The sequence below is a fragment of the Mycobacterium sp. 1165196.3 genome (assembly GCF_001673415.1).
Classification (GTDB): domain Bacteria; phylum Actinomycetota; class Actinomycetes; order Mycobacteriales; family Mycobacteriaceae; genus Mycobacterium; species Mycobacterium europaeum_A.
In genome coordinates this window covers 1-20118 of the sequence record NZ_LZLU01000085.1, presented here as the reverse complement: position 1 = coordinate 20118, position 20118 = coordinate 1, and the positions used below count along the sequence as shown (strand labels likewise).

Sequence of the window (20118 nt, the reverse complement as noted above, 5' to 3'; positions counted from 1 at the left end):
CCCCGAGCTGCGCTTTCGCCGGTAGAGTTGGCGCCGAAACGCCAACTTCTCAGGAGGACCGCCGGTGGCCCGGGTGATCGTGAGCGTGATGCCCAAAGCGGAGATTCTCGACCCGCAGGGTCAGGCGATTGTCGGTGCGCTCGGTCGCCTCGGACATCCGGGAATCTCGGAAGTGCGGCAGGGCAAACGTTTTGAGCTCGAAGTCGACGACAGCGTCGATGATTCGGCGCTCGCCGAGATTGCGGAATCGCTGCTGGCGAACACCGTGATCGAAGACTGGACCATCAGCCGGGAGACACAGTGACGGCACGCATCGGCATCATTACCTTTCCCGGCACGCTCGACGACGTCGACGCCGCCCGGGCCGCGCGCCGCGTCGGGGCGGAGCCGGTCAGCCTCTGGCACGCCGACGCCGATCTCAAGAGCGTCGACGCCGTGGTGGTGCCCGGCGGTTTCTCCTACGGCGACTATCTGCGGGCCGGTGCGATCGCCAGGTTCGCCCCGGTGATGACCGAGGTGGTGGAGGCCGCACGGGGTGGCCTGCCGGTGTTGGGCATTTGCAACGGTTTTCAGGTGCTCTGCGAGGCGGGGCTGTTGCCCGGGGCGCTGACGCGCAACGTGGGTCTGCACTTCATCTGCCGCGACGTGTGGCTGCGGGTTGCCTCGACCTCGACGGCGTGGACGTCGCGCTTCGAGCCCGACGCCGACCTACTGGTCCCGCTGAAATCCGGCGAGGGACGCTACGTGGCGCCCGCCGAGGTGATCGAGGAGCTCGAGGGCGAGGGGCGGGTGGTGTTCCGCTACCACGAAAACGCCAACGGCTCGCTGCACGACATCGCCGGGGTGAGCTCCGCCAACGGACGCGTGGTGGGTCTGATGCCGCATCCCGAGCACGCCATCGAAGCGCTGACCGGGCCGTCGGATGACGGCCTGGGCCTGTTCTATTCGGTGCTCGACGGCGTGCTCGCCGGCTGAGCGGAAACGCCTGCGGCATCGCGTAATTCGGCAAAGGACGCGCCGATGGCGTCGGTGGCCTCGTGCGGGTCGTGGAAAGTTTGATCGTCGGTGAGCACCGCGACGCCGAGCCGGTCCACGTAACTCCACACGGTGATGTTGACCGGGGCGCCGGGAGACAGCACGCCGGTGGAGTAGATCTCGCTGACGGCCGCGCCACCGAAGTGGCCCCGTTCGCGCGGGCCCACCACGCTGGACACCGCGACGTTCATCAGCTTGTTCGGCGCGTCACGCAGGCCCAGCCATCGAAACGCGGCGGGCGCCAACGCGGTCGGCAGGTAGGCCATCATCTTCCCGTACAGCTCCGGACCCAGGACTTCGTGGTCTTCCTTGGCGATCTTGGTGGCCAGGGCGACCAGTCGGGCCCGTTCCACCGGGTCGGCGACGTGGACCGGCAGCGAGATCATCAGCCCGCTGATCTCGTTACCGGTGATCCGGTCCGACTTGTCGGTGGCCGTCGGCACCGAGGCGATGATGGGGCGATCGGCCGCGCCGTCATAGGCCAGCAGCAGCGTGCGCAACCCGCCGGTCGCCATCGCCAGCACCACGTCGTTCACCGTGATGCCCAAGGCTTTTGCCGTCGCCTTGACCTCGGGCAGCGACAACGAGGTACTGGCGAACCAGCGCCGGGGCGAGACGACGTGGTTGAGGAAGGTCGGCGGTGCGTCGAACGCGTCGGCCAGGTCGGGGTGATCGCCGCGCTCGCGGGACCGGCGGCGCACCCGCATCATCCCGACCGCCGCGTCCCTGAGCAGCCCGGGCAGTTCGCCGATCTGGCGGACGTGGTCGCGCGCCGCCGCGCGCACCAGGTCGGCACTGGACATCGTGACGCCGGCTTCGTCGTTGTCGCGCTCGTCGGTGCGCCCGTCGCGCAGGTCCATCGCGCGGGCCAGCAGGTTGACCGAGGCGACTCCGTCGGCCAGCGCGTGGTGAACCTTGCCGATCAGGGCGAATCGCCCACCGGCCAGCCCCTCGGCGAAATGAAACTCCCACAGCGGACGACTGCGGTCCAGGGGGGTGGATGCCACCTCGCCGATCACCTGATCGAGCTCGCGCCGCCCACCCGGGGCGGGCACCCGCACCCGGCGCAGGTGATAGTCGAGGTCGACCTCGCAATTCTCCTGCCACATCGGGTGATGCAGATGCCACGGGATGTCAACGAGCTTGTAGCGCAACGGTTCCAGCAGATGGAGCCGGCGACGCACGTGGCGGCGGAAGGCCTCGAATCCGAATTCGCCGTCGGCGTCGGTCGGGTCGATGACGGCCACCTTGAGGGTGTGGGTGTGCAGGTTGGGCGTCTCGCTGTAGAGCAGCATCGCGTCCATGCCGTTGAGTCGCTTCACAGGTCACCTCCAGCGGCCCCGGGCGCCGTCAGCCCAGGATCGGGAACCGGCGCTGCCCGGCCAGCCGCTTGAGCGCGGCCTCCATGACGGCGCGTACGTGGGCGTCGACCTCGTCGACGTCGGGGTCGTCGCCGAACTGGGCGGTGATGTCGATCGGCTCCAGAACCTCGGTGACGATCTTTGCCGGCAGGGGCACGTTGGGCGGGAAGATCACGCTGAGCCCGAACGGGAACCCGACGCTGATCGGCAGGATGTCCATCCGCGCCTTGGTTAGCCCCAGCTTGCGGGCGAACCAGTTGCCCCGGGTGAGGAACAGCTGGGTCTCCTGGGCGCCGATGGACACCGTCGGCACGATGGGCACCCCGGCTTCGATGGCGGTCCGCACGTATCCGGTGCGGCCATTGAAGTCGATCGTGTTCGCGCTGAAGGTCGGCCGGTAGGAGTCGTAGTCGCCGCCCGGGAACACCAGTACCACCGCGCCGGAATGCAGGGCGGTGGCGGCGTTTTCGCGGCTGGCCTCGATGACCCCGAGCCGGCGCAGCCAGCCGTCCAGCGGGCCGATGAACAGGCCGTAGTGGCCGAGGGTGTACACCGGCCGGTCGTAGCCGAAGTGTTCGTAGAAGGCGGGGGAGAAGATCAGCACGTCCGGGGTCAGCATCCCCCCCGAGTGGTTGGACACCACCAGGGCGCCACCCGAGGGCGGGACGTTGTCGATGTGTCGCACCTCGGCCCGGTAGTACCGTTTGATGGCCGGCCCGAGCACTCTGGTGACCTGTTCGGTGAAGGCCGGGTCCCATTTGGCGGTTTCGTGGTTGTCCGCCGCGTCCACACCGTTGCCCGTCATGGCTCCCCGCTGTCTGTTCTGCGCTCTTTGCTATTTGTTGCCGGTGTGACGCCGGCCTCAAACCTGGACCCCTGGCTAGCATATGTTACTCTCCATTTAGGAGAATGTCATATCCGTTTGCTGGGGAGCGAGCAGTGGGGGAGCATGTCCGAAAAGGTTCTGGTTACTGGGGGTTTCGGCCTCGTCGGGTCCCAGACGGTGCGGCGACTGGTTGCCGACGGCCATCGGGTCGTCGCGGCCGACCTCGGCACCGCCGCCCAGCGCAAGGCCGCGAACTCGCTGCCGGTGGGCGCCGAGGCGCACTGGGCCGATCTGACCGACCCGGCTCAGGTTGATCGCCTGCTCGCCGACACGTCGCCCTCCGCCATCGTTCACCTGGCCGCGGTGATTCCGCCGGGAATTTATCGCCAGCCTGCGCTGGGCCGCCGCGTCAACGTCGACGCGACAGTCTCGTTGCTGCGCGCGGCGCAATCGCGGCCCCATCCGGTGCGGTTCATCCAGGCGTCCAGCAACGCCGTCTACGGCGCGCGCAACCCCCACCGCCACGCCGAGCTGCTACGCCCGGATTCACCGATCAACCCGGCCGACCTCTACGGCGCCCACAAGGCCGAAGCCGAACGCCACATCCGATCCGCGGATCTCGAGTGGGTCATCTTGCGCCTCGGCGGGGTGATGAGCGTGGAACCGGACGCGATGCCGTTCAGCGTCGATGCGTTGTACTTCGAAAGCGCCCTGCCGACCGATGGTCGCATCCACACCGTCGACGTGCGCGACGTCGCGCGCGCGTTCGCCGCGGCCGTCACCGCCGACGTCGCCGGTGAGACGCTGCTGATCGCCGGTGACGAGTCGCACCGCCTTCGGCAGGGTGAGATCGGCAAGGCGCTGGCGGCCGCGCGTGGTCTGGTCGACGTCTTGCCCGGGGGCCGGCCGGGCGATCCGGACAGCGACGACGGCTGGTTCGTCACCGACTGGATGGATACCGCTCGCGCCCAGCAGGTGCTGGAGTTCCAGCACCACTCGTGGCCGGACATGCTCACCGAGATGCGAGCCACCGCGGGGTGGCGGCGCTACCCGATGCGGCTGATCTCCCCCCTGGCGCGGCGGTTCCTCAAGAGCCGTGCGGCCTACCGGGATGCGCCCGGACGCTACGCAGACCCGTGGGGCGCAATACGCGCCAAGCTGGGTGAGCCGCGCCCGGATGCCCCGTCGGCCGACTAGCTCGGCGGAACTTCAGCCGGCCTCGCGCAGCAGTGACCGTTCCGTCGAAGGCAATTCGACGGAAGGACTCAGTTCCTCGAAGAGCTCGGTTGCATCCGCGATGGTTCGGTCGACGAACGACGCGAAATCGTTGAACGAGACGTCGCTTCGGACCCATTGCGACTTGCGTGCCACCACGCCGATGCGATGCGGATCAGACGAGCCGTGCACGATCGCGGTGACGTGGCGGTCAAGGCGGTTCCACCTGTCGGCGAAGTAAGTCAGCCAGGGGCGGTCGGCCGCCGGGAAGTAGCACCCCGGGCTGACCCGGATGATCAGCACATCGTCATGCGCCGGCGAGACCTCGAAGTGAATGTGCAGGCGCCGCGGAGCGCTGGTGACGAAGAAGTATTCGCCGTCATGGTGGCCACGAAAATAGCGCCGCCCGCGGGTGCGCAAGTAACGTTCGATCAGGTTCGCGCACAGCTGCTCATTCGTCATGAATAGATGTTGCGGCCGACATCTTTGTAGATGCTTGGAGCCAAGCGATGCGGCACCGAAGAATTCGTTGAGAATTCGCTGAGTGGCGGGCTACGCCTGGTCGCGCCGTTCCACGATCCCGGCGCCCGGACCCGGGACCGTACGCGGCAACGTGACCGAAAACCTGTATCGCTCGGGGCGATAGTGGAATTCCACCACCTCGAGCGGCTTGCCGTCATGGCCGTAGCTGGTGCGTACGAGGACCAGCACGGGTGAACCCAGCGGCAGGTTGAGGGCGCCGGCCACCTCCAGCGATGCGCCGGCCGCGTGAATCTCATAGTTGGCCCGCGCGACGGGAATCTCGAGTCGGCGCTCCCACATGGTGTAGGTGCTTTCCATCGCCTGGGCGGTCTGCTCATCGGTCGCGCTCCTCAGCAAGGGCTCCACGGCCTTGCCCAATCCGGTTGGCAGGTAGGCGATCATCAGGGCGAGGGGTTGCTCGCCGTCCCGGAACCGCCTGTGCACACAGAGGACTTTCGACAGGCCGAGAGTTTCAGCGATTCGCTGCGGCGCATCTTCGACTCGGTGCGACAAGACGTCGACGTTCGGTGTGATCCCGGAGCCGGCCAGAACCTCGGTGATGGTCCGCACGCCGGGTCCGAGTTCTTGTTTGACCGGGTTGGCCACGAAGGTGCCCAGGCCCTGCTTTCGCACCAGCCATCCTTGGCGTTCGAGCAGCCCGACGGCCGCGCGCACCGTCACCCGGCTCACGCGGGTGCGGTCGATGAGTTCTCGCTCGGTGGGCAGTCGCGCGCCGCGGGGCAGGCGCTGTTTGACGATCGCCGCCTTGAGGGCCTCGGCGAGCTGGGTGCTGGCCGGCACGCTGCCGCGCGATATCCGCAGATCGGCGGCGTCGAGATCCAGCGCGTCGGGGACCACGAGATGTATTAAAACGTCTCGTCTCGCCGGGGTAAAGGCGGTACTGATCCGGTCGCTACGGCCGGTCGAGATCGATCCGCAGCGTCAGCAGATCGGTGCCCAATGCGCGCACCAGCGAGCTGTTGAACCGCGGCAGGACGGCCAATCGGGCGACCGGGTCATCCTCGGGTAGCAGCACAGCAGTTCCCGATCGCCAGCGGCCGCGAATTCGGATGCGAACCCGGTTGTCGGCCTTGATGTTTCGGACGTAATCCGAGGAGTCGCCGTGGTCGGATACCAGCCAGAACGCTCCTTTTTCGAGCCGTCCTCCCACTGGGGTGCGCCGTGGCCGTCCGCTGACCCGGCCGGTTGTCTCCAGCAGTACCTGGGTGGGCAGACGCCGGGTGACCGGGTTGGCTACGTACCGATGAAAGCGGCTGACCCAGCGGCGTTTGCGGTCGGGGAGGGGTCCGTTCATGCTCATGGCCCCCAGCATTGTCGAGACTGGCGGTCTCGTCAATAGGAGCGCTAGCCTGCAGCTGTGACGGTGAACCGGCGGGCGCATACGGGCAGCCGACGCAATGAAGCGGCGGAGCGGGCAATCCTGGATGCGGCCGCGGACTTGTTAGCCGCCGCGGGCGGAGACGTTCGGATCACTGTGTCCGCCATCGCCGAGCGGGCAGGCGTAGGCAAACAAACGATCTACCGCTGGTGGCCATCGAAAAGCGCGGTGCTGCTCGATGCGATGGTGCACCGGGCGCGGCAAGCCGCACCGATACCCGACACCGGGCGCCTGGACGGCGATCTGCGCGCGTTTCTCAGCTCCACCTTTTCCGCCGCGGCCGTCCATCGCACGCTGCTGATGGGCGCGCTACGTGAGGCGCTGGGCGACGTTGCGACGATGGAGCGGCTGGCGGCCTTCACGGCGGCGCGTCGCGAAGAGTTGGCGTGGATAGTGCACCGGGCCGAAACCCGCGGTGAGATCGCACCGATGGACCGGCCCGAAATCGTGGTCGACCAGGTTTTCGGATTACTCTGGTACCGAATGGCTTTCGCTCACCAGCCGCTCGATGAGCAGGCCGCCGATGATCTGGCGGCCGCGGTGGCGGCCCAGCTTCGCACGACCCGGGAGGATTGACGTGCCGTTCGCCGTCGAGAGGTTCGACCACATCGTCTTGAATTGCCGCGACGTCGAAGCCACCGCCGCATGGTACGTGCGGGTGCTGGGCATGCGGCGTGAGACGTTCGGGCCCTCGCGCAGAACGGCGCTGCGCTTCGGGGAGCAGAAGATCAACCTGCGACCGGTCGGGGCGTTGGTCGACGACCCCGACTGGTTCACCGGGTCCGTCGAGGCGGCCGGTTCCGAGGACCTGTGCTTTGTCACGCGCGCCAGTCCGGATGACGTGCGCGCCCATCTCGGCGCGTGTGGGGTGGAGGTGATCGCCGGACCGGTGACCAAAGTAGGGGCCCTGGGCGAGATGACCTCACACTACTGCCGTGACGTCGACGGAAACCTGATCGAGATCGCCGTCTACTAGGAGTCGGCCAGCGGATACAGCGCGGGAAGGTTGATCACGATCGCTTCCTGGGTGCTGCGGGCGATCACCACCTCGGCGGTGGTGTCGGGGTCGGGGTTTTCCTCCCGGTGGGGCAGGTACGGCGGGATGAAGACGTAATCGCCGGGTGCGGTGGCGATGCGGACTTCCTCGTTGCCATCGTGAAAGACGAACTCCGGGTTGCCACTTCGCACATAGATGGCGGTTTCGGCTTCACCGTGGTGGTGGTTGTCCGAGGCCGATCGCGGCGACGCGTGCGTCTCACCCATCCAGAGCTTCTCCGCGCCGACCGACCGGCCGGACAGGGCGGCGAAGCGCCGCAGCCCCTCGGATTGTGCGGTATCGGAGCTGATCTCGGATGCCTTGATGTGGCGTACCCGGTTGCGTGCGACCGGCGTCGCTGTGTCGTCGAAGTCTGGATGGAACCCGTCTGCGGTGGCCATCGGTCAATTATCGTCCGTGGCGTCCCGATACGCCTCGAGCAGTCTGAGCCACAGCTCGCTGATTGTCGGGAAGCACGGCACCGCATGCCACAGCCGGTCGACCGGCACCTGGCCGGCGACGGCGATGGTCGCCGAGTGTAGGAGCTCGGTCACGCCCGGGCCGACGATGGTCATGCCGAGCAGGTGACCGCGATCCGCCTCCACCACCATCCGCGCGCGGCCCGTGTAGCCGTCGGCGTAAAGCTTGGCCCCCATCACCACGTCGCCGATTTCGACGTCCACCGTGCGGACCCGGTGCCCGGCCCGTTCGGCTTGCGCAGCCGTCAGTCCGACGGCGGCGGCTTCGGGATCGGTGAAGAAGGCCTGCGGCACCGCATGATGGTCGGCGGTCGTCACATGCGCGCCCCACGGTTTGGTGTCCAATGGCTTTCCCGCCGCGCGGGCGCCGATGGCCGCACCGGCAATGCGGCCCTGGTACTTGCCCTGGTGGGTGAGTAGGGCCCGGTGGTTGACGTCGCCGGCCGCGTAAAGCCAGCCATCCTCCGCGGCGCCGTGGACCAGGCAGGTGTCGTCCACCTCGAGCCAGCTGCCCGGTGTCAGTCCCACAGTCTCCAAACCGATGTCGTCGGTCAGCGGGGCGCGTCCGGTGGCGAAGAGCACCTCGTTGACCTCCAACCCGGTGCCGTCGTCCAAGTCGAGGACGACGTGGGATTCGTCCGGTCGGCGCAGCGCGCGAACCGACACCCCCACTCGCACGTCGACGCCGCCCTCGGTGAGGCCCCGCCCGATCAGCTCACCCACGAAGGGCTCCATTCGCGGCAGCAGTCCAGAGCCTCGCACCAGCAGGGTCACCTGGGAGCCTAATCCCTGCCACGCCGTGGCCATTTCGACGCCCACGCCGCCGGCGCCGACGACCGCGAGCCGTTCGGGGACCGCGCTGCTATCGGTGGCCCGCCGGTTGGTCCATGGCCTCGCCTCGGCGAGGCCGGGCAAGTCGGGCAGCGCCGACCGGCTTCCGGTGCAGATGACCACCGCATGCCGTGCCGTCAGTGCCAGCCGTTCGCCGGCGCCGTCGGTGACGACGACGCGGCGCGCGCCGTCCAATCGCCCGTGCCCGCGTATCAGGGTCGCGCCGATCCCACTCACCCAGTCGGCCTGGCTGCTGTCGTCCCAGTCGGTCACGTAACGGTTCCTTCGCCCAAAGACGCCCTCGGCGTTCAGCGGCCCGGTGACCGCATCCCGCGCACCGTCGATTCTGCGGGTGTCGGAAAGCGCAATCACCGGGCGCAGCAACGCTTTACTGGGCACGCATGCCCAATACGAGCATTCACCGCCGACTAGTTCCCGCTCGACCAGAGCAACACGCAGTCCTGCGGCGCGGGCGCGTTCGGCGGCGTTCTGGCCGATCGGCCCGGCGCCGAGGACTACGACGTCGAACGCTGCTGCCCCAGCTGCTGCCATGCTCGACGATCCTTTCGCTTGGTGGCCACGGCGCCGAGGGTGCACGCTGTGTTTTCATCGGAGCTCGATCAGCCGCTCGGCGAGCTCGCGTAGATCTCTGACGACGATGTTCGGCTGCGGCAGGCCGTCGACCGGCAGCGGTGCGTTGCCCCGCCGGGTGATCAGAGCTCCACCGAATCCGACACTCTGCGCACCGATGGTGTCCCACACATGTGCGGCGACCATCATGCAGTCAGCCGGGGCGATCCCGATCGTCTCGCATGCGTACTGATACACGGCGGGTGAGGGCTTGAAGACGCTGCGCGCATCGACGCTCAGTTGGTGTTCGAAGTAGCCCGCTAGCCCCGAACTCTGCAGAGCCGTCGGGCCATCCGGGTTGGGCGGGGAATTACTCAGGGTTGCCAGCCGAAAACCGTTGTCACGCAGCGCCGCAAGCCCCTCGGCGACATCGGAGTGTGCCGGCATGGTGAGCAGTCCTACCTTCAGGCGGGCCAGATCGTCGTCGGTGACGTCCACCCGGTGGATGTCGCCCAACATGCGCAGCACCCCCTGGGCGAGCACCGGAAACGTCACGTAGTGGCCGGCCAGCGTGATGGCCGTCGAGTACATGATCAACTGCGCAAACCATTCCCGCAGGACGCCGTCGTCGCCGAACAACTCGCCGAAAAGCGGTGCGATCGACTCGATATCGAGCAACGTCTCGTTGACGTCGAAGATCAGGACGGACGGTGATGCCATCGCTAGCGCTCGACGTTCTTTCGTTGGGGGATGTCCGGTCGGAGATACCCCACGAGGCACAACACAATCAACGACATCGCCGCCACCGGCCACCACAAAGCGAGCAGCGCCGCCGTCACGAACACCCCGAGGGTGATGAACGACCGCATTTGCAGCATGCGGCGCATCCGCGCTGAAACGTCTTGGTGGGAGGGCCGATCCACCGCTTCCCAGCACAGCGCCAGGTAGGTGATGTTGACCAGGACGAAGACCGCGGCGTACAGCGATACCGGCGCCGGCGCCAGCCTGCTGTCGGCTATCCACTCGGTGGTGAACGGGATCAGTGACACCGAAAACAGGTGCGCGAAGTTCGACCACACCAGCCGCGGGGTCGCTACCTGGGCGTAGTTGAACAGGTGGTGATGGTTGACCCAGACGATCGCTATGAACAGATAGCTGACCACGTAGCTCAGCCCGGTGGGCCACAGCGGAAGCAGGGCGCGAAAGCCATGGGCGCTCGGTGGTCTGAGTTCCAACACCAGGATGGTGATGAGCACGGCGAACACGCCGTCGGAGAATCCGCGCAGCCGTTCAGGACTGGAGTCTCGATCTGCCACCGCTACCTCCCGCTGCCCCATGCCTGACCCGCTGTCAAGCCGACTGATGGTTCCGCTCCTGCACCACCCAGGCATTGCCGTCGGGATCGCGGAAGTCGGCAAAGCTCGCATAGTCACCCCGATGCGGGTCGGTACCCGGGAGGAATCTGCCGCTCCAGCCGCCGTCGGTGTCCTTGTGACGTATCTCGCCGACGGTTATGCCGCGATCAGTCAATTCCGCGCGGCAGGCCTCGATGTCGGAGACCACGAGATAGAGGCCCCGCACCGAGCCACTCGGCGCATCGGTCAGGCTCACACCGAATTGGATCGAGGTGCCCGAGCCTTCGGGCGTCAATTGGATGACCCGGAACTCGGGGGTGGGTGCGTAATCGACGTCGAGGTTGAACCCGACCTGGTCCCGGTAGAACCGTAGCGAGCGATCGGGATCCGCGACGGGTAGGACGACGACTTCCAGGGACGCCCTCATGAGGCGCTCCGGTTCTGTCCTGACACCTCGTCCGTGTCGAGTCCACGGTCGACGCCGTGTGGGATTACGGTCTGGCCGGGTTCGAGCTGAAGTTGCTTACCGTCGAGGTGCACGTCGATCTTGTCGGGTTCGAAGGACACCAGATTGCGGACCCGCGCGACCTCCGTCCAAGCGTCCACATAAGACCATGCCGCGCGCTTGCGGGTTCCGATGTCATAGTAGGAGCAGATTCCCTTGTACGGGCAAAACGTCTGGATATCGTTGGGTTTCAGCGCGGACTCGTCGGTATCTTCGCGCGGCACGTACCATCTGGGCGCAAAGCCTGACTCATACAGCGCCAACGGGCGATAAGTGTCGGCGACCACCCGGTCGCCATCGCGGACAACCAGATGCCTTGCGGTAGAACGAATGTCGATACGGTGATAGGCGTCCGCGGCGTGCCCGACGATCCGTTCCTCTTCCTCGTAGAACGCATCCATGGCGCGCCAGGCAAACGCCACCCGGCCCTCGAGAACGGCGGCATACGCCGGTAGCCCGGTGTGTTCCCACGCGCTGTGATTGGTCTCGCGCCCCGATGCGGAGACGGAGAACCACTGGGTGGCCCCGAGATCGCGGTGTTGCGTCACCCGGTCCTCGGCGCGCAGCGTTTCGTCTTCGATGTCAGCGCGGGGAAAGTAGGCGACTGGATATCGGCCCGGTTCGTGTAGCAGGATCACGTCTTCGCTGTCGACTATCCATCTGTCCGCGAAGCGTACTTTCATCCGTCGCCGCAGCGGCTCGGCGAAGAGCAGCCGCGCCGGCAGTGGCTGCTCGGTCAGGAAATGCCCCACCGATCCCGTCGCAAGCGGGCCTTGCTGCCATGCGAGCCCCATGATCGTGTCCCTTCGTCGCGAAAACTTTTCGGCGTCCGCGGTCACGTCACTGCATGACGACGACCATCTTCCCGCCGGCTTCTCCCGCCTCCATCACGCGGTGCGCCTCTCGGATCTGCTCGAAAGAGAAGGTGTGTGACGGCTTCGCATCCAGTTCGCCGTCGGCAACCTGCCGGGCGATGTCTTGCAGGGGTACGTCTGAGAGCGGAAAGCCCGGTGTCCCAAAGACGAAGCTCCCGAAGAAGTTCCAGTTCACGCCGCTGGCCATGCGCAGCAGCGGGTTGAAATCGCCAATCGGGTCGAGTCCGCCCAACCATCCGGCCAGGCACGCCGTGCCGCCGCGCCGCAACATGTCGAGGGAGTCGAGGATGGTGCTGTTGCCCACCAGGTCCAGGACCGCGTCAATGTCTTTGGTTTCGGGGATGTGGGAGGCCAGGTCGCGCCTTTCCAGTTCGACGCGCGAAGCGCCTAACTTTTCCAGCATCGGCAAGCGATCGCTGCTTCGCGCCGTGGCGATGACCCGCGCGCCGGCGGTGACCGCCATCTTGAGTGCGGCTTGGCCGAATGAGGAGGTCGCGCCCCGTAAAACCAACGTTTGTCCGGATCTCAGGTCGAGGTTGCGGAACAGGCATGTCCAGGCGACCGCGTAGGTCTCGGGCAGGGCGGCCAAATCCGACCAGGGCAGGTCCGACTCAATGAGGGCGACATTGGCGGCGCGAACCCGCGTGTACTCGGCGTAGCTGCCGTTGATGGTGCGCCCCAGCCCGCCCATCAGCGCCGCCACCTTGGCTCCGACCGGGAATTCGCCGCCCGGGCACGAGTCGACGATGCCGACGCATTCGATCCCGCTGACCTCGGCCGCCTCAGCCCATTCACCGCGACGCATGTGCATCTCGGCGTGGTTGATGCCGAAACCCTTTACCGCAATGACGACTTCGCCATCTTTCGGCAGGGGCTTGGGGATGTCGGTGTAGACCAGACTGTCCAGACCGCCAAACTTTTCCAAGATGATCGCCCGCATGGTTTCGCCGCCGGGTTGCTCGCGTACGACCGCCGGTGCGGTTGGCAGCTGAGGTGACTCGAGCACGGACATCGGCTGCCTCTTTCACCATCGTTGGCGGCGACGGCGCCCGGCGGCGCGACGCAAATATTGGGCCAACTGACCCATTATTATGGGCGTCCACACCGACCATGTCCAGCGAAAGGTCAATACTCAGGCCTCGCGCCGACCGCGAGACGACACGGCTCGACGCTTACGCCGCGGCGGGTGCGCCGCAAAGGAGCGCACATAGTCGACCGCGGCATTGACGGCGACCCGCAGCGGTTGCGGATCGCCGGTGACGTGGGTGAGCATCGCGCCGCCCTGGTGCGCGGCGACCAGCGATACGGCCAGATGCCGCGCGTCGGCCTCCGGGCGCAAATCTCCGCGCTCGCGCATCGACTCCAGTCCGGCCCGAAACAGGTCGATCCATTGGTCGTATCCCGCGGCCAGGTCATCGTGGACCTCGCGGTCGCCCTCGATCAGCTCACCGGCCAGGGACCCATAAACGCAACCGCCGACGCGGTACACGGCGTCGATGTCGGCCACGCAGGCATCGGCCCACGCCCGCAGGGCATCTAGGCTGTCGAGTCCGGCGAACTGTGGCCGAGTGTGAAAGTCCCGCACGTCATTACGGCGCGCATCGATGACGTGGCGGGTCAGGTCGCGCTTATCGCCGAAGTAGTGCGAGATCTGGGATCCACTCACAGCGGCGGCGCGGCGAACCTGGTCGACGCTCGTGTTGGCGACGCCCCGCTCGAACATCAGCCGGGCGGCGACCTCGATGATGCGCGCGCGTGTCGCCAGTCCCTTGCGGGTGAAGCGCGATGGGTTGCGTTCGGTCACTTCACCACCTTCGGCACCAATCGCTCAGCCGGCCCGTCGCGCCGGGCGACGCGCGCTGGACCGGCGCGGCGGACGGGGTGCGCGCTCGGCGGGGTCGGTGGCGAACAGACGCAAATAGTTGATTGCGAAGCGAATGGCGTCGGCGTGGGGCCACTCCTCTCGGTAAGTGAAGGTCAGCACGCCACCGCCCTGGTGCGCGGCGACGATCACCAACGCCAGCTGATGTGGATCGGCATCGCGAACCAGCAATCCGTCGTCTTTCATCCGCGCAATCGCCTGTTCCAGCAAGTCAATCCACTGCCGGTACCCGGCCGCCAACGCCTCGCGCGTGGCGTCGTCTGACTTCGCCAACTGGGCGGTGAGCGCGTGATAGGTGGGGGTGCCGAAATAGCCGATGCGCCGCAGGTAGCGCATGTTCAGGTCGATCCACCGCTCGAAGTCGTCAAACGAACCCAGGCCGCGAAGTGTGGGCTGGCGGTGAAAGTCCAAGACGACGCCGATCTGGCGCCTGATCACCGCGCGGATGAGCGTCGCCTTATCGGCGAAATAGTGGGCGAGCTGTGAGCCGCTGACGGAAGCCGCCCGGCGAACGCCGTCCATGTTGAACGCGGACAGGCCCTTTGTGACGATCAGCTCGGCGGCGGCCTGCACGATCCGGTCGCGGGTGGCACGCCCCTTGGCGGTCAACCGTTGTTCACCATGAACATCGGGATGGGCCATCGCGTCAGGCTAACCTGGTAGCGCCCCCATTTATGGGATCTCCAGCCCATACATCGGCTCAGGCGCGGCCTTGCCTGGCGAGGAAGTTCCGGATCAGGTGCGCGACGTCGTCGCACGCCGACTCCAGCAGAAAGTGTCCGCCGTCGAGCAGATGGATCTCGGCGTCGGGCAGGTCGTCGGCGAACGCCTCGGCGCCGGCCGGGCCGAAGATCTCGTCGCCGCGGCCCCAGACGGCCAGCAGCGGCACCCGGGTGGCCCGGAAGTAGTCGTGCAGGCGCGGATAAAGGGGCGCATTGGTGGCGTAGTCGCGAAACAGCTTGAGCTGCACCAGGTCATTGCCCGGACGGGAGATCAGGGCGTAGTCGTGTTGCCAGGATTCGGGATCGATCAGCGTCTCGTCGGCCACGCCGGTCACGTACTGCCAACGGGTGGCCTCCAGGGTGAGGAACTGGCGCACGGCCGCCTCGGTACCCGCCGTCTGCTCCTGTTGGTATGCCTGCACGACCTTCCAGAAGCTCTCGACGAATCCCGCGTCATACCCATTGCCGTTCTGGCTGATGATCGCGGTGATCGCGGCCGGGTCGCGCAACGCGAGTCGCCAGCCGATCGGCGCGCCGTAGTCCTGGACGTACATGGCGTACCGGTCGACGCCCAGGGTCCGCAGCAGGTTTGCGGTCAGACCGGTCAGCGCGTCGAAGGTGTAGTCGAAGTCGTCGACCGGTGGCGCGTCGGACAGCCCGAAGCCCAAGTGATCCGGCGCGATGACATGGTAAGCGTCGGCCAGGGTCGGGATCAGGTGACGGAACATGTACGAGCTGGTGGGAAAGCCGTGCAGGAGGAGCACCGTGGGACCGGCCGGGTCTCCTGCCTCGCGGTAGAAGAGTCGATGGCCGTCGACCGTGGCGTAGCGATGGTGAACAGCAGGCATGACGTTCCTCCTGACTCAGCGCATTTCACCGTGGTACGCCGCCGCGGCGTCCGACGGAAAATCCGCGAACCCATCTCAAGTTTCTGGGTTATCCGACCCATTATGCACCGCCGCCGAGGTGAGCGACAGCCCTGCGGAGCCGATGTATTGCCGTGCGGACTGGCCTGCCATATTCTGGGCCAATCATCCCAGTTGGGCTCGCTACGGATACGAGCTGGTTCGAGGTGACATGGTCGACAGGCTTGTTTCGGTGAACGTGGGCATGCCCAAGAACGTCGAATGGCGCGACAAAACCGTCTACACGGGGATATGGAAGGCCCCGGTCGAGGGACCGGTCATGGTGCGCCGCCGCAACGTCGACGGTGACGGTCAGGGCGACCTCGCCGGTCACGGTGGTGAACAACGCGCGGTGATGGTGTATCAGAGCGAGTCCTACGACTTCTGGAAGAGCTACCTGAAGCGCGACGACTTGCGAGCCGGGCACTTCGGGGAAAACTTCACGGTCACCGGGCTCGCCGACGACGACGTCTGCATCGGCGACCGCTATCGCATCGGTGACGCCGAGTTCGAGGTGACCCAGCCGCGCGTCACCTGCTTTCGGGTCGGCCTTCGCCTCGACGAGCCCGACATGCCCAATCTGCTGGTGGCCCAGCATCGCCCGGGGTTCTACTTCCGCGTGATCGCCGAGGGCCTCGTGCGAGCCGGTGACGACATCGTGCGGACCCGCCGCGGCCGCCACGAACTCAGCGTCGCCGCTGTGGACGCGCTGCTTTATCTACCCGACCGCAACGTCGAGACGCTGCGCAAGGCCGTCGACATTCCGGCGCTGAGCCCGGGTTGGCAGCAGTCGTTTCACGAGCTGTTGGCCGCTCACGATGGCGCCACTTCCGCGGTGGCGCCGCCCATCGGAGTCGAACCGGGGTGGCAGGGCTTTCGTAGCTTGCGGGTCACCGAAACCTGCTGGGAGAGTCCAGAAGTGCTCTCGATCCGGCTCGAGGCCGACGACCAGGCTCCGCTGCCACCGGCGCTGCCCGGGCAGTACTTGACGATCAAGATCGCCGGCGCCGGCGAGCCCGCGCCGCTGCGCAGCTATTCCCTGTCGGACGACTCCTCCGCCGGCTATTACCGCATCAGCGTCAAGCGCGAGGACCACGGCGTGGTGAGCCGGTGGTTGCACACCCACATCAAGCCGGGGTCGGTAATCGCGGCGGCCGCTCCCCGCGGCGACTTCTACCTGACCGAAGACACCGGCCCGGTCGTCCTCTTCTCCGCCGGAATCGGCGCGACGCCGGTGCTGGCAATGCTGCACGCCCTGTCCGCGGCCGGAAGCCGGCGCGACATCTGGTGGTTACACACCACCCGCAACCGCGAGACGCAGGTGTTCGCAGCCGAAGTCGAGACGCTCATCGGATCGCTACCGCACGCCCGGCAGCGGGTCTTCCTTACCGAAACGCAGGGCCGGCTGCGCCGGGAGTCCATCGCGGAACTGGGCCTGCCGACCGACGCCACCGTTTACCTTTGCGGTCCAACCCAATTCATGACAGACATGCGCGACGCCTTGGCCGGCATGGGATTCGACCCGTCCCGGATCCACACCGAGCTGTTCGGCGCGCTGCCCGCGATCAACCCGGGAGTTGTCGAGACGGGCGAGCGCAAGCCGCCCCACTTGCCCGCCGGCCCACTGGGTGTCGGACCGGCGATCACCTTCACACGCAGCGGATTAACGGTCAACTGGTCACCCGCGTACCGCAGCATCCTCGATCTCGCCGAAGCATGCGACGTGCCAACCCGCTTCTCCTGCCGCAGCGGCGTGTGTCACGTGTGCGTCACCGGAATCGTCTCCGGCGCAACCACTTACGTTCAGCGGCCGCTGGATCCGCCGGGTGACGGGTCGGTACTGATCTGCTCGGCGGCGCCGGAAACCGACGTGGTGCTCGATCTGTAGTGCTCAGGCGACGATTGCTTGCTGCCCTCCGGTCGCATGCAAGACTGCGCCGTTGACGTAGCTGGCCTCCGGCGAGGCGAGAAAGACTACGGCACTGGCGATTTCGCTCGCGTCGGCCACCCGCTTCAGCGCCGTGATGGCCGCGATGGTCTCGAGGGCGCCCGGAAGCGCCGCGGCCCCAGGCGTTTCCGTCGGCCCAGCAGCCACCGCGTTCACCCGCACGCCCGACTCGCCGAATTCATCGGCCCATACGCGGGTCAGCTGCTCCAAGCCGGCTTTGGTGGCTCCGTAGATCCCCGCCCCGCGCGTTGCGAACGACGCTGCGAGGGTGCTCACGTTCACCACCGCACCGTGGCCCCGGGCGGCCATGGCCGGCACCAACTTCTGCACCAGGATGTAGGGGGCGTGCAGGTTGACGTTCACGTGTTCGTCGAAGGTCGCGTCGTCGGTGTCGGCGGTCGGCCCGAATTCATAGATACCGGCGTTGTTGACCAGGATGTCCACCGGCCCGGCCTCGGTGGCCAATCGCCGCACCTCGTCGGCGACGTTGAGATCCGCCGCGACGAAACGAGCTGTACCACCGGCATTTTCGATGTCGCGGACGGTTTTTGCGCCGCGTTCGGCGTTGCGGCCCTGCACCACGACCTCGGCGCCGCGACGTGCAAGCTGCAGTGCGATTTCCCGGCCGATACCCGATGTAGCACCGGTCACCAACGCGGTCGAGCCGGCCAATGATGTTGCCATCGAAATCCTGCCTCCAGGAGAGAAGTTCAATTGCTCTCCCGATAAGCAGCGGTTGGTCGGCGTTTATTCCTAGGGGTTCAGCGGGACGGACGCCTCGGCGGTGTAGCACAGGAAGGTCAGCGTCTCCTGCAGGTACAGCTGCACGGTGTCCGCGTCGTGGCTGGTGTATCCGATCGACACGTCGGTGCCGAGCTGCAGGTCGAAGTCGCCGCCGCGGGTGGTCAGCACGAACGCGCCGTCGATGGCCGGTGCCCAGATGATGTCTCCGGGAACCAGTCGGTCGATGTGTTCGAGGATCGGATATCCGTGTTCGGTGGTCTCGCTGACCCGGGTGTAGACGTCGGCGGACAGCAGCACCGAGTACGGGCCGTCCACACCGGCCAGCCGGAGTTCGGAGATCGCCTGGGTGATGACGTCGGGGATCTCGCGCGGATCGGCCGGCAGGGTCAGCGATTTGTTCGAGCTGGCCGAGCGGATGCCCTCGATCGACGCCGCGGCGTACCCCTCGAAGATGGCCCGGTCTTCCACGAACGCCAGCTTCTTGGCGGCCTCCTTGACCGGATCCCAGTCGGAGTCGTTGGCGCCGCGCTCGACGTTGTCGATCTCGTAACGAGACAGGGTGAACGGAACCCGCAGGCGGACAAGGGGTTTGCTCTCCCGCAGATGAGCCTCCACACCCTCGGTGGGCGACGCCACGTTGGCGAGCCGACCGGTGCTGACGGCGGCGGCGACCGGTCCGCCCGGCTCGCTGACGTCGACGACCCGGCGCCCGGCGATGTGTCGCTTGAAGGTGCGGGTCGCCTCCGTTTCGATCTCGTGCCAGGCGGCGTCGGTGACCGGTGCCAGGTCGCGGTAGAGGTTGTTCATAAGGAGGTTCCTTTCAGGCTGCCGATCGAAAGTGAGCCGTTCTGTGCAACAGGCGTTTCCGCCACCGGCGCTGCGGGCAGCGGCGGTGGATCATCGAGAAAGTCCAGGGTGGGGGAGAAGAACAATCCGCCGGTTACGGCGGTGGAGAAGTCGAGGATGCGGTCGGTGTTGCCCGGGGGATCGCCGAGGAACATGTTGCGCAACATTCGTTCGGTGACTTGGGGTGTCCGCGAATAGCCGATGAAGTAGGTGCCGTATTCGCTCTTGCCGAGTTCGCCGAACGGCATGTTGTGGCGCACGATTTTCAGTTCCGTGCCGTCGTCGTCGGTGATCACGTTGAGCGCGATGTGGGAGTTGGCCGGCTTCACATCGTCGTCGAGTTCGATGTCGTCCAGCTTGGTCCGGCCGATCACCCGCTCCTGCTCGGTGACCGAGATCGAATGCCACGACGACATGTCGTGCACGTACTTCTGCACGTGCACATAGCAAGAGCCGGCGAAGTCGGGATCCTCGTCGCCGATCGCGGTGGCACTTTCGGCCAGCGCGCCGTCCGGGTTCTCGGTGCCGTCAACGAATCCGAGCAAGTCGCGGTTGTCGAAGTAGCGGAAGCCATGCACCTCGTCGACCACGGTGACCGCGCCGGCCATCGATTTGAGGATCCGGTCGGCCAGCTCGAAGCAGACGTCCAAGCTCTCGGCCCTGATATGGAACAACAGGTCCCCGGGGGTGGCGGGGGCGGTGTGCCGCGGTCCATTCAGCTCGGTGAACCGGTGCAGTTCGGCGGGCCGCGGTCCGGAGAACAGGCGGTCCCACGCGTCGGAGCCGATCGAGGCGATCGCCGACAACCGCTTCTGCGGTTCGCGGAAGCCGATCGCGCGCACCAGTCCCGGAATCTCGGGCAGCGCGTCGTGCACCGTCGCCTCTCCGCCGTCGTCGATGGTGACCACCAGGAAGATCGCCGCGGGCGTCAACGGCGCGAGGATCGGTTGCGGCTGGACGGGGGGCACTCTGAGGACCCTAGCGTGGCGACGGTGAGCGCCGAAAGCGGAGCGAGCAAGGAGCGCGCAATCGGACCTAGCGTGGCGTCCGTGACCGCCAAAA

Annotated in this window: 24 protein-coding genes; 6 read left to right on the top strand and 18 right to left on the bottom strand. The window is 66.7% G+C overall.

The features are described from left to right. Window positions 1–64 precede the first annotated feature (64 nt). Together purS and purQ are read left to right on the top strand one after the other, a co-directional pair. Window positions 65–304 (top strand): phosphoribosylformylglycinamidine synthase subunit PurS, encoded by a 240-nt coding sequence (gene purS / locus A5659_RS08700; protein ID WP_044487430.1) that lies wholly within the window; start codon window positions 65–67, stop codon window positions 302–304. Continuing rightward, window positions 301–975, top strand: a complete 675-nt coding sequence (gene purQ, locus A5659_RS08695; RefSeq protein WP_066878808.1) for a phosphoribosylformylglycinamidine synthase subunit PurQ — start codon at window positions 301–303, stop codon at window positions 973–975. Before purS ends, purQ begins: the two co-directional genes overlap by 4 nt. Here purQ and A5659_RS08690 read toward each other — a convergent pair. Then, window positions 942–2357 (bottom strand): wax ester/triacylglycerol synthase family O-acyltransferase, encoded by a 1416-nt coding sequence (locus A5659_RS08690; protein ID WP_197497952.1) that lies wholly within the window; start codon window positions 2355–2357, stop codon window positions 942–944. The genes purQ and A5659_RS08690 overlap by 34 nt on opposite strands. Window positions 2358–2385: 28 nt before the next feature. Further along, window positions 2386–3201 carry a lysophospholipid acyltransferase family protein gene (locus A5659_RS08685; RefSeq protein ID WP_066865412.1) on the bottom strand — a complete coding sequence of 272 codons (816 nt, stop codon included), beginning with the start codon at window positions 3199–3201 and terminating at the stop codon, window positions 2386–2388. A gap of 144 nt (window positions 3202–3345) precedes the next feature. Between A5659_RS08685 and A5659_RS08680 the strand changes: the two genes are divergently transcribed. Continuing rightward, window positions 3346–4419: an NAD(P)-dependent oxidoreductase gene (locus tag A5659_RS08680; RefSeq protein WP_067180412.1), complete on the top strand. Its 1074-nt coding sequence runs from the start codon at window positions 3346–3348 to the stop codon at window positions 4417–4419. Between the two features lie 12 nt (window positions 4420–4431). Here the strand turns inward: A5659_RS08680 and A5659_RS08675 are convergent, their stop codons facing one another. The 3 genes from A5659_RS08675 to A5659_RS08665 form a co-directional block, all read right to left on the bottom strand. Further along, window positions 4432–4899, bottom strand: a complete 468-nt coding sequence (locus tag A5659_RS08675; RefSeq protein ID WP_066878813.1) for a YbjN domain-containing protein — start codon at window positions 4897–4899, stop codon at window positions 4432–4434. Window positions 4900–4989: 90 nt separating this feature from the next. After that, the gene (locus A5659_RS08670) at window positions 4990–5817 is read right to left on the bottom strand and encodes a GntR family transcriptional regulator (protein ID WP_067180409.1); all 828 of its coding nucleotides are present in this window, start codon (window positions 5815–5817) and stop codon (window positions 4990–4992) included. Window positions 5818–5872: 55 nt separating this feature from the next. After that, window positions 5873–6280, bottom strand: coding sequence for a nitroreductase/quinone reductase family protein (locus A5659_RS08665; RefSeq protein WP_067180407.1), 408 nt, complete (start codon window positions 6278–6280; stop codon window positions 5873–5875). Window positions 6281–6343: 63 nt separating this feature from the next. On the opposite strand from A5659_RS08665, the gene A5659_RS08660 reads away from it, so the two are divergent. Further along, window positions 6344–6934 carry a TetR/AcrR family transcriptional regulator gene (locus A5659_RS08660; RefSeq protein WP_067180461.1) on the top strand — a complete coding sequence of 197 codons (591 nt, stop codon included), beginning with the start codon at window positions 6344–6346 and terminating at the stop codon, window positions 6932–6934. 1 nt (window position 6935) lies between these two features. Next, complete coding sequence (locus tag A5659_RS08655; RefSeq protein ID WP_067180405.1) at window positions 6936–7334, top strand: VOC family protein; 399 nt, start codon at window positions 6936–6938, stop codon at window positions 7332–7334. Here the strand turns inward: A5659_RS08655 and A5659_RS08650 are convergent. From A5659_RS08650 to A5659_RS08605, 10 genes are all read right to left on the bottom strand, one after another. Beyond that, window positions 7331–7795, bottom strand: coding sequence for a cupin domain-containing protein (locus A5659_RS08650; RefSeq protein ID WP_067180400.1), 465 nt, complete (start codon window positions 7793–7795; stop codon window positions 7331–7333). The two genes, A5659_RS08655 and A5659_RS08650, sit on opposite strands and share 4 nt — an antisense overlap. A 3-nt stretch (window positions 7796–7798) precedes the next feature. Continuing rightward, window positions 7799–9256, bottom strand: a complete 1458-nt coding sequence (locus A5659_RS08645) for an NAD(P)/FAD-dependent oxidoreductase (RefSeq protein WP_066865429.1) — start codon at window positions 9254–9256, stop codon at window positions 7799–7801. A 54-nt stretch (window positions 9257–9310) separates the two neighbouring features. After that, entirely contained in the window at window positions 9311–9994 is a 684-nt protein-coding gene (locus tag A5659_RS08640) for a haloacid dehalogenase type II (RefSeq protein WP_067180398.1), read from the bottom strand. Between the two features lie 2 nt (window positions 9995–9996). Then, on the bottom strand, window positions 9997–10590 hold the full coding sequence (locus tag A5659_RS08635; protein ID WP_231997781.1) for a TMEM175 family protein: 594 nt from the start codon (window positions 10588–10590) through the stop codon (window positions 9997–9999). A 34-nt stretch (window positions 10591–10624) separates the two neighbouring features. Further along, on the bottom strand, window positions 10625–11056 hold the full coding sequence (locus tag A5659_RS08630) for a VOC family protein (RefSeq protein WP_067180394.1): 432 nt from the start codon (window positions 11054–11056) through the stop codon (window positions 10625–10627). Then, window positions 11053–11928, bottom strand: coding sequence for a DUF427 domain-containing protein (locus A5659_RS08625; RefSeq protein ID WP_067180458.1), 876 nt, complete (start codon window positions 11926–11928; stop codon window positions 11053–11055). Before A5659_RS08625 ends, A5659_RS08630 begins: the two co-directional genes overlap by 4 nt. A 46-nt stretch (window positions 11929–11974) precedes the next feature. Next, a complete protein-coding gene (locus A5659_RS08620) occupies window positions 11975–13021 on the bottom strand; it encodes a zinc-binding alcohol dehydrogenase family protein (protein WP_067180386.1) in 1047 nt (348 codons plus the stop codon). Window positions 13022–13141: 120 nt separating this feature from the next. Next, on the bottom strand, window positions 13142–13813 hold the full coding sequence (locus tag A5659_RS08615; RefSeq protein WP_066865445.1) for a TetR/AcrR family transcriptional regulator: 672 nt from the start codon (window positions 13811–13813) through the stop codon (window positions 13142–13144). Between the two features lie 24 nt (window positions 13814–13837). After that, window positions 13838–14533: a TetR/AcrR family transcriptional regulator gene (locus tag A5659_RS08610; RefSeq protein WP_066865450.1), complete on the bottom strand. Its 696-nt coding sequence runs from the start codon at window positions 14531–14533 to the stop codon at window positions 13838–13840. 58 nt (window positions 14534–14591) lie between these two features. After that, a complete protein-coding gene (locus A5659_RS08605) occupies window positions 14592–15461 on the bottom strand; it encodes an alpha/beta fold hydrolase (RefSeq protein WP_067180384.1) in 870 nt (289 codons plus the stop codon). Window positions 15462–15690: 229 nt separating this feature from the next. Here A5659_RS08605 and A5659_RS08600 point away from each other — a divergent pair, with 229 nt between their 5' ends. Further along, window positions 15691–17406, top strand: coding sequence for an MOSC and FAD-binding oxidoreductase domain-containing protein (locus A5659_RS08600; RefSeq protein WP_067180382.1), 1716 nt, complete (start codon window positions 15691–15693; stop codon window positions 17404–17406). A 3-nt stretch (window positions 17407–17409) separates the two neighbouring features. On the opposite strand, the gene A5659_RS08595 is transcribed toward A5659_RS08600, so the two are convergent. From A5659_RS08595 to A5659_RS08585, 3 genes are all read right to left on the bottom strand, one after another. Further along, entirely contained in the window at window positions 17410–18150 is a 741-nt protein-coding gene (locus A5659_RS08595) for an SDR family NAD(P)-dependent oxidoreductase (protein WP_067022066.1), read from the bottom strand. Window positions 18151–18219: 69 nt separating this feature from the next. Beyond that, on the bottom strand, window positions 18220–19017 hold the full coding sequence (locus A5659_RS08590; protein ID WP_066865461.1) for a family 1 encapsulin nanocompartment shell protein: 798 nt from the start codon (window positions 19015–19017) through the stop codon (window positions 18220–18222). After that, window positions 19014–20024 (bottom strand): Dyp-type peroxidase, encoded by a 1011-nt coding sequence (locus A5659_RS08585; RefSeq protein WP_066877026.1) that lies wholly within the window; start codon window positions 20022–20024, stop codon window positions 19014–19016. Before A5659_RS08585 ends, A5659_RS08590 begins: the two co-directional genes overlap by 4 nt. Between the last annotated feature and the right edge of the window lie 94 nt (window positions 20025–20118).

Coding starts and splice junctions, on each gene's coding strand:
- A5659_RS08630 (WP_067180394.1), bottom strand. CDS start 11,056: ATGAGGGCGTCCCTGGAAGTCGTCGTCCTACCCGTCGCGGATCCCGAT.
- A5659_RS08640 (WP_067180398.1), bottom strand. CDS start 9,994: ATGGCATCACCGTCCGTCCTGATCTTCGACGTCAACGAGACGTTGCTC.
- A5659_RS08590 (WP_066865461.1), bottom strand. CDS start 19,017: ATGAACAACCTCTACCGCGACCTGGCACCGGTCACCGACGCCGCCTGG.
- A5659_RS08605 (WP_067180384.1), bottom strand. CDS start 15,461: ATGCCTGCTGTTCACCATCGCTACGCCACGGTCGACGGCCATCGACTC.
- A5659_RS08625 (WP_067180458.1), bottom strand. CDS start 11,928: ATGGGGCTCGCATGGCAGCAAGGCCCGCTTGCGACGGGATCGGTGGGG.
- A5659_RS08610 (WP_066865450.1), bottom strand. CDS start 14,533: ATGGCCCATCCCGATGTTCATGGTGAACAACGGTTGACCGCCAAGGGG.
- A5659_RS08680 (WP_067180412.1), top strand. CDS start 3,346: ATGTCCGAAAAGGTTCTGGTTACTGGGGGTTTCGGCCTCGTCGGGTCC.
- A5659_RS08595 (WP_067022066.1), bottom strand. CDS start 18,150: ATGGCAACATCATTGGCCGGCTCGACCGCGTTGGTGACCGGTGCTACA.
- A5659_RS08650 (WP_067180400.1), bottom strand. CDS start 7,795: ATGGCCACCGCAGACGGGTTCCATCCAGACTTCGACGACACAGCGACG.
- A5659_RS08685 (WP_066865412.1), bottom strand. CDS start 3,201: ATGACGGGCAACGGTGTGGACGCGGCGGACAACCACGAAACCGCCAAA.
- A5659_RS08665 (WP_067180407.1), bottom strand. CDS start 6,280: ATGAGCATGAACGGACCCCTCCCCGACCGCAAACGCCGCTGGGTCAGC.
- A5659_RS08600 (WP_067180382.1), top strand. CDS start 15,691: ATGGTCGACAGGCTTGTTTCGGTGAACGTGGGCATGCCCAAGAACGTC.
- A5659_RS08645 (WP_066865429.1), bottom strand. CDS start 9,256: ATGGCAGCAGCTGGGGCAGCAGCGTTCGACGTCGTAGTCCTCGGCGCC.
- A5659_RS08675 (WP_066878813.1), bottom strand. CDS start 4,899: ATGACGAATGAGCAGCTGTGCGCGAACCTGATCGAACGTTACTTGCGC.
- A5659_RS08620 (WP_067180386.1), bottom strand. CDS start 13,021: ATGTCCGTGCTCGAGTCACCTCAGCTGCCAACCGCACCGGCGGTCGTA.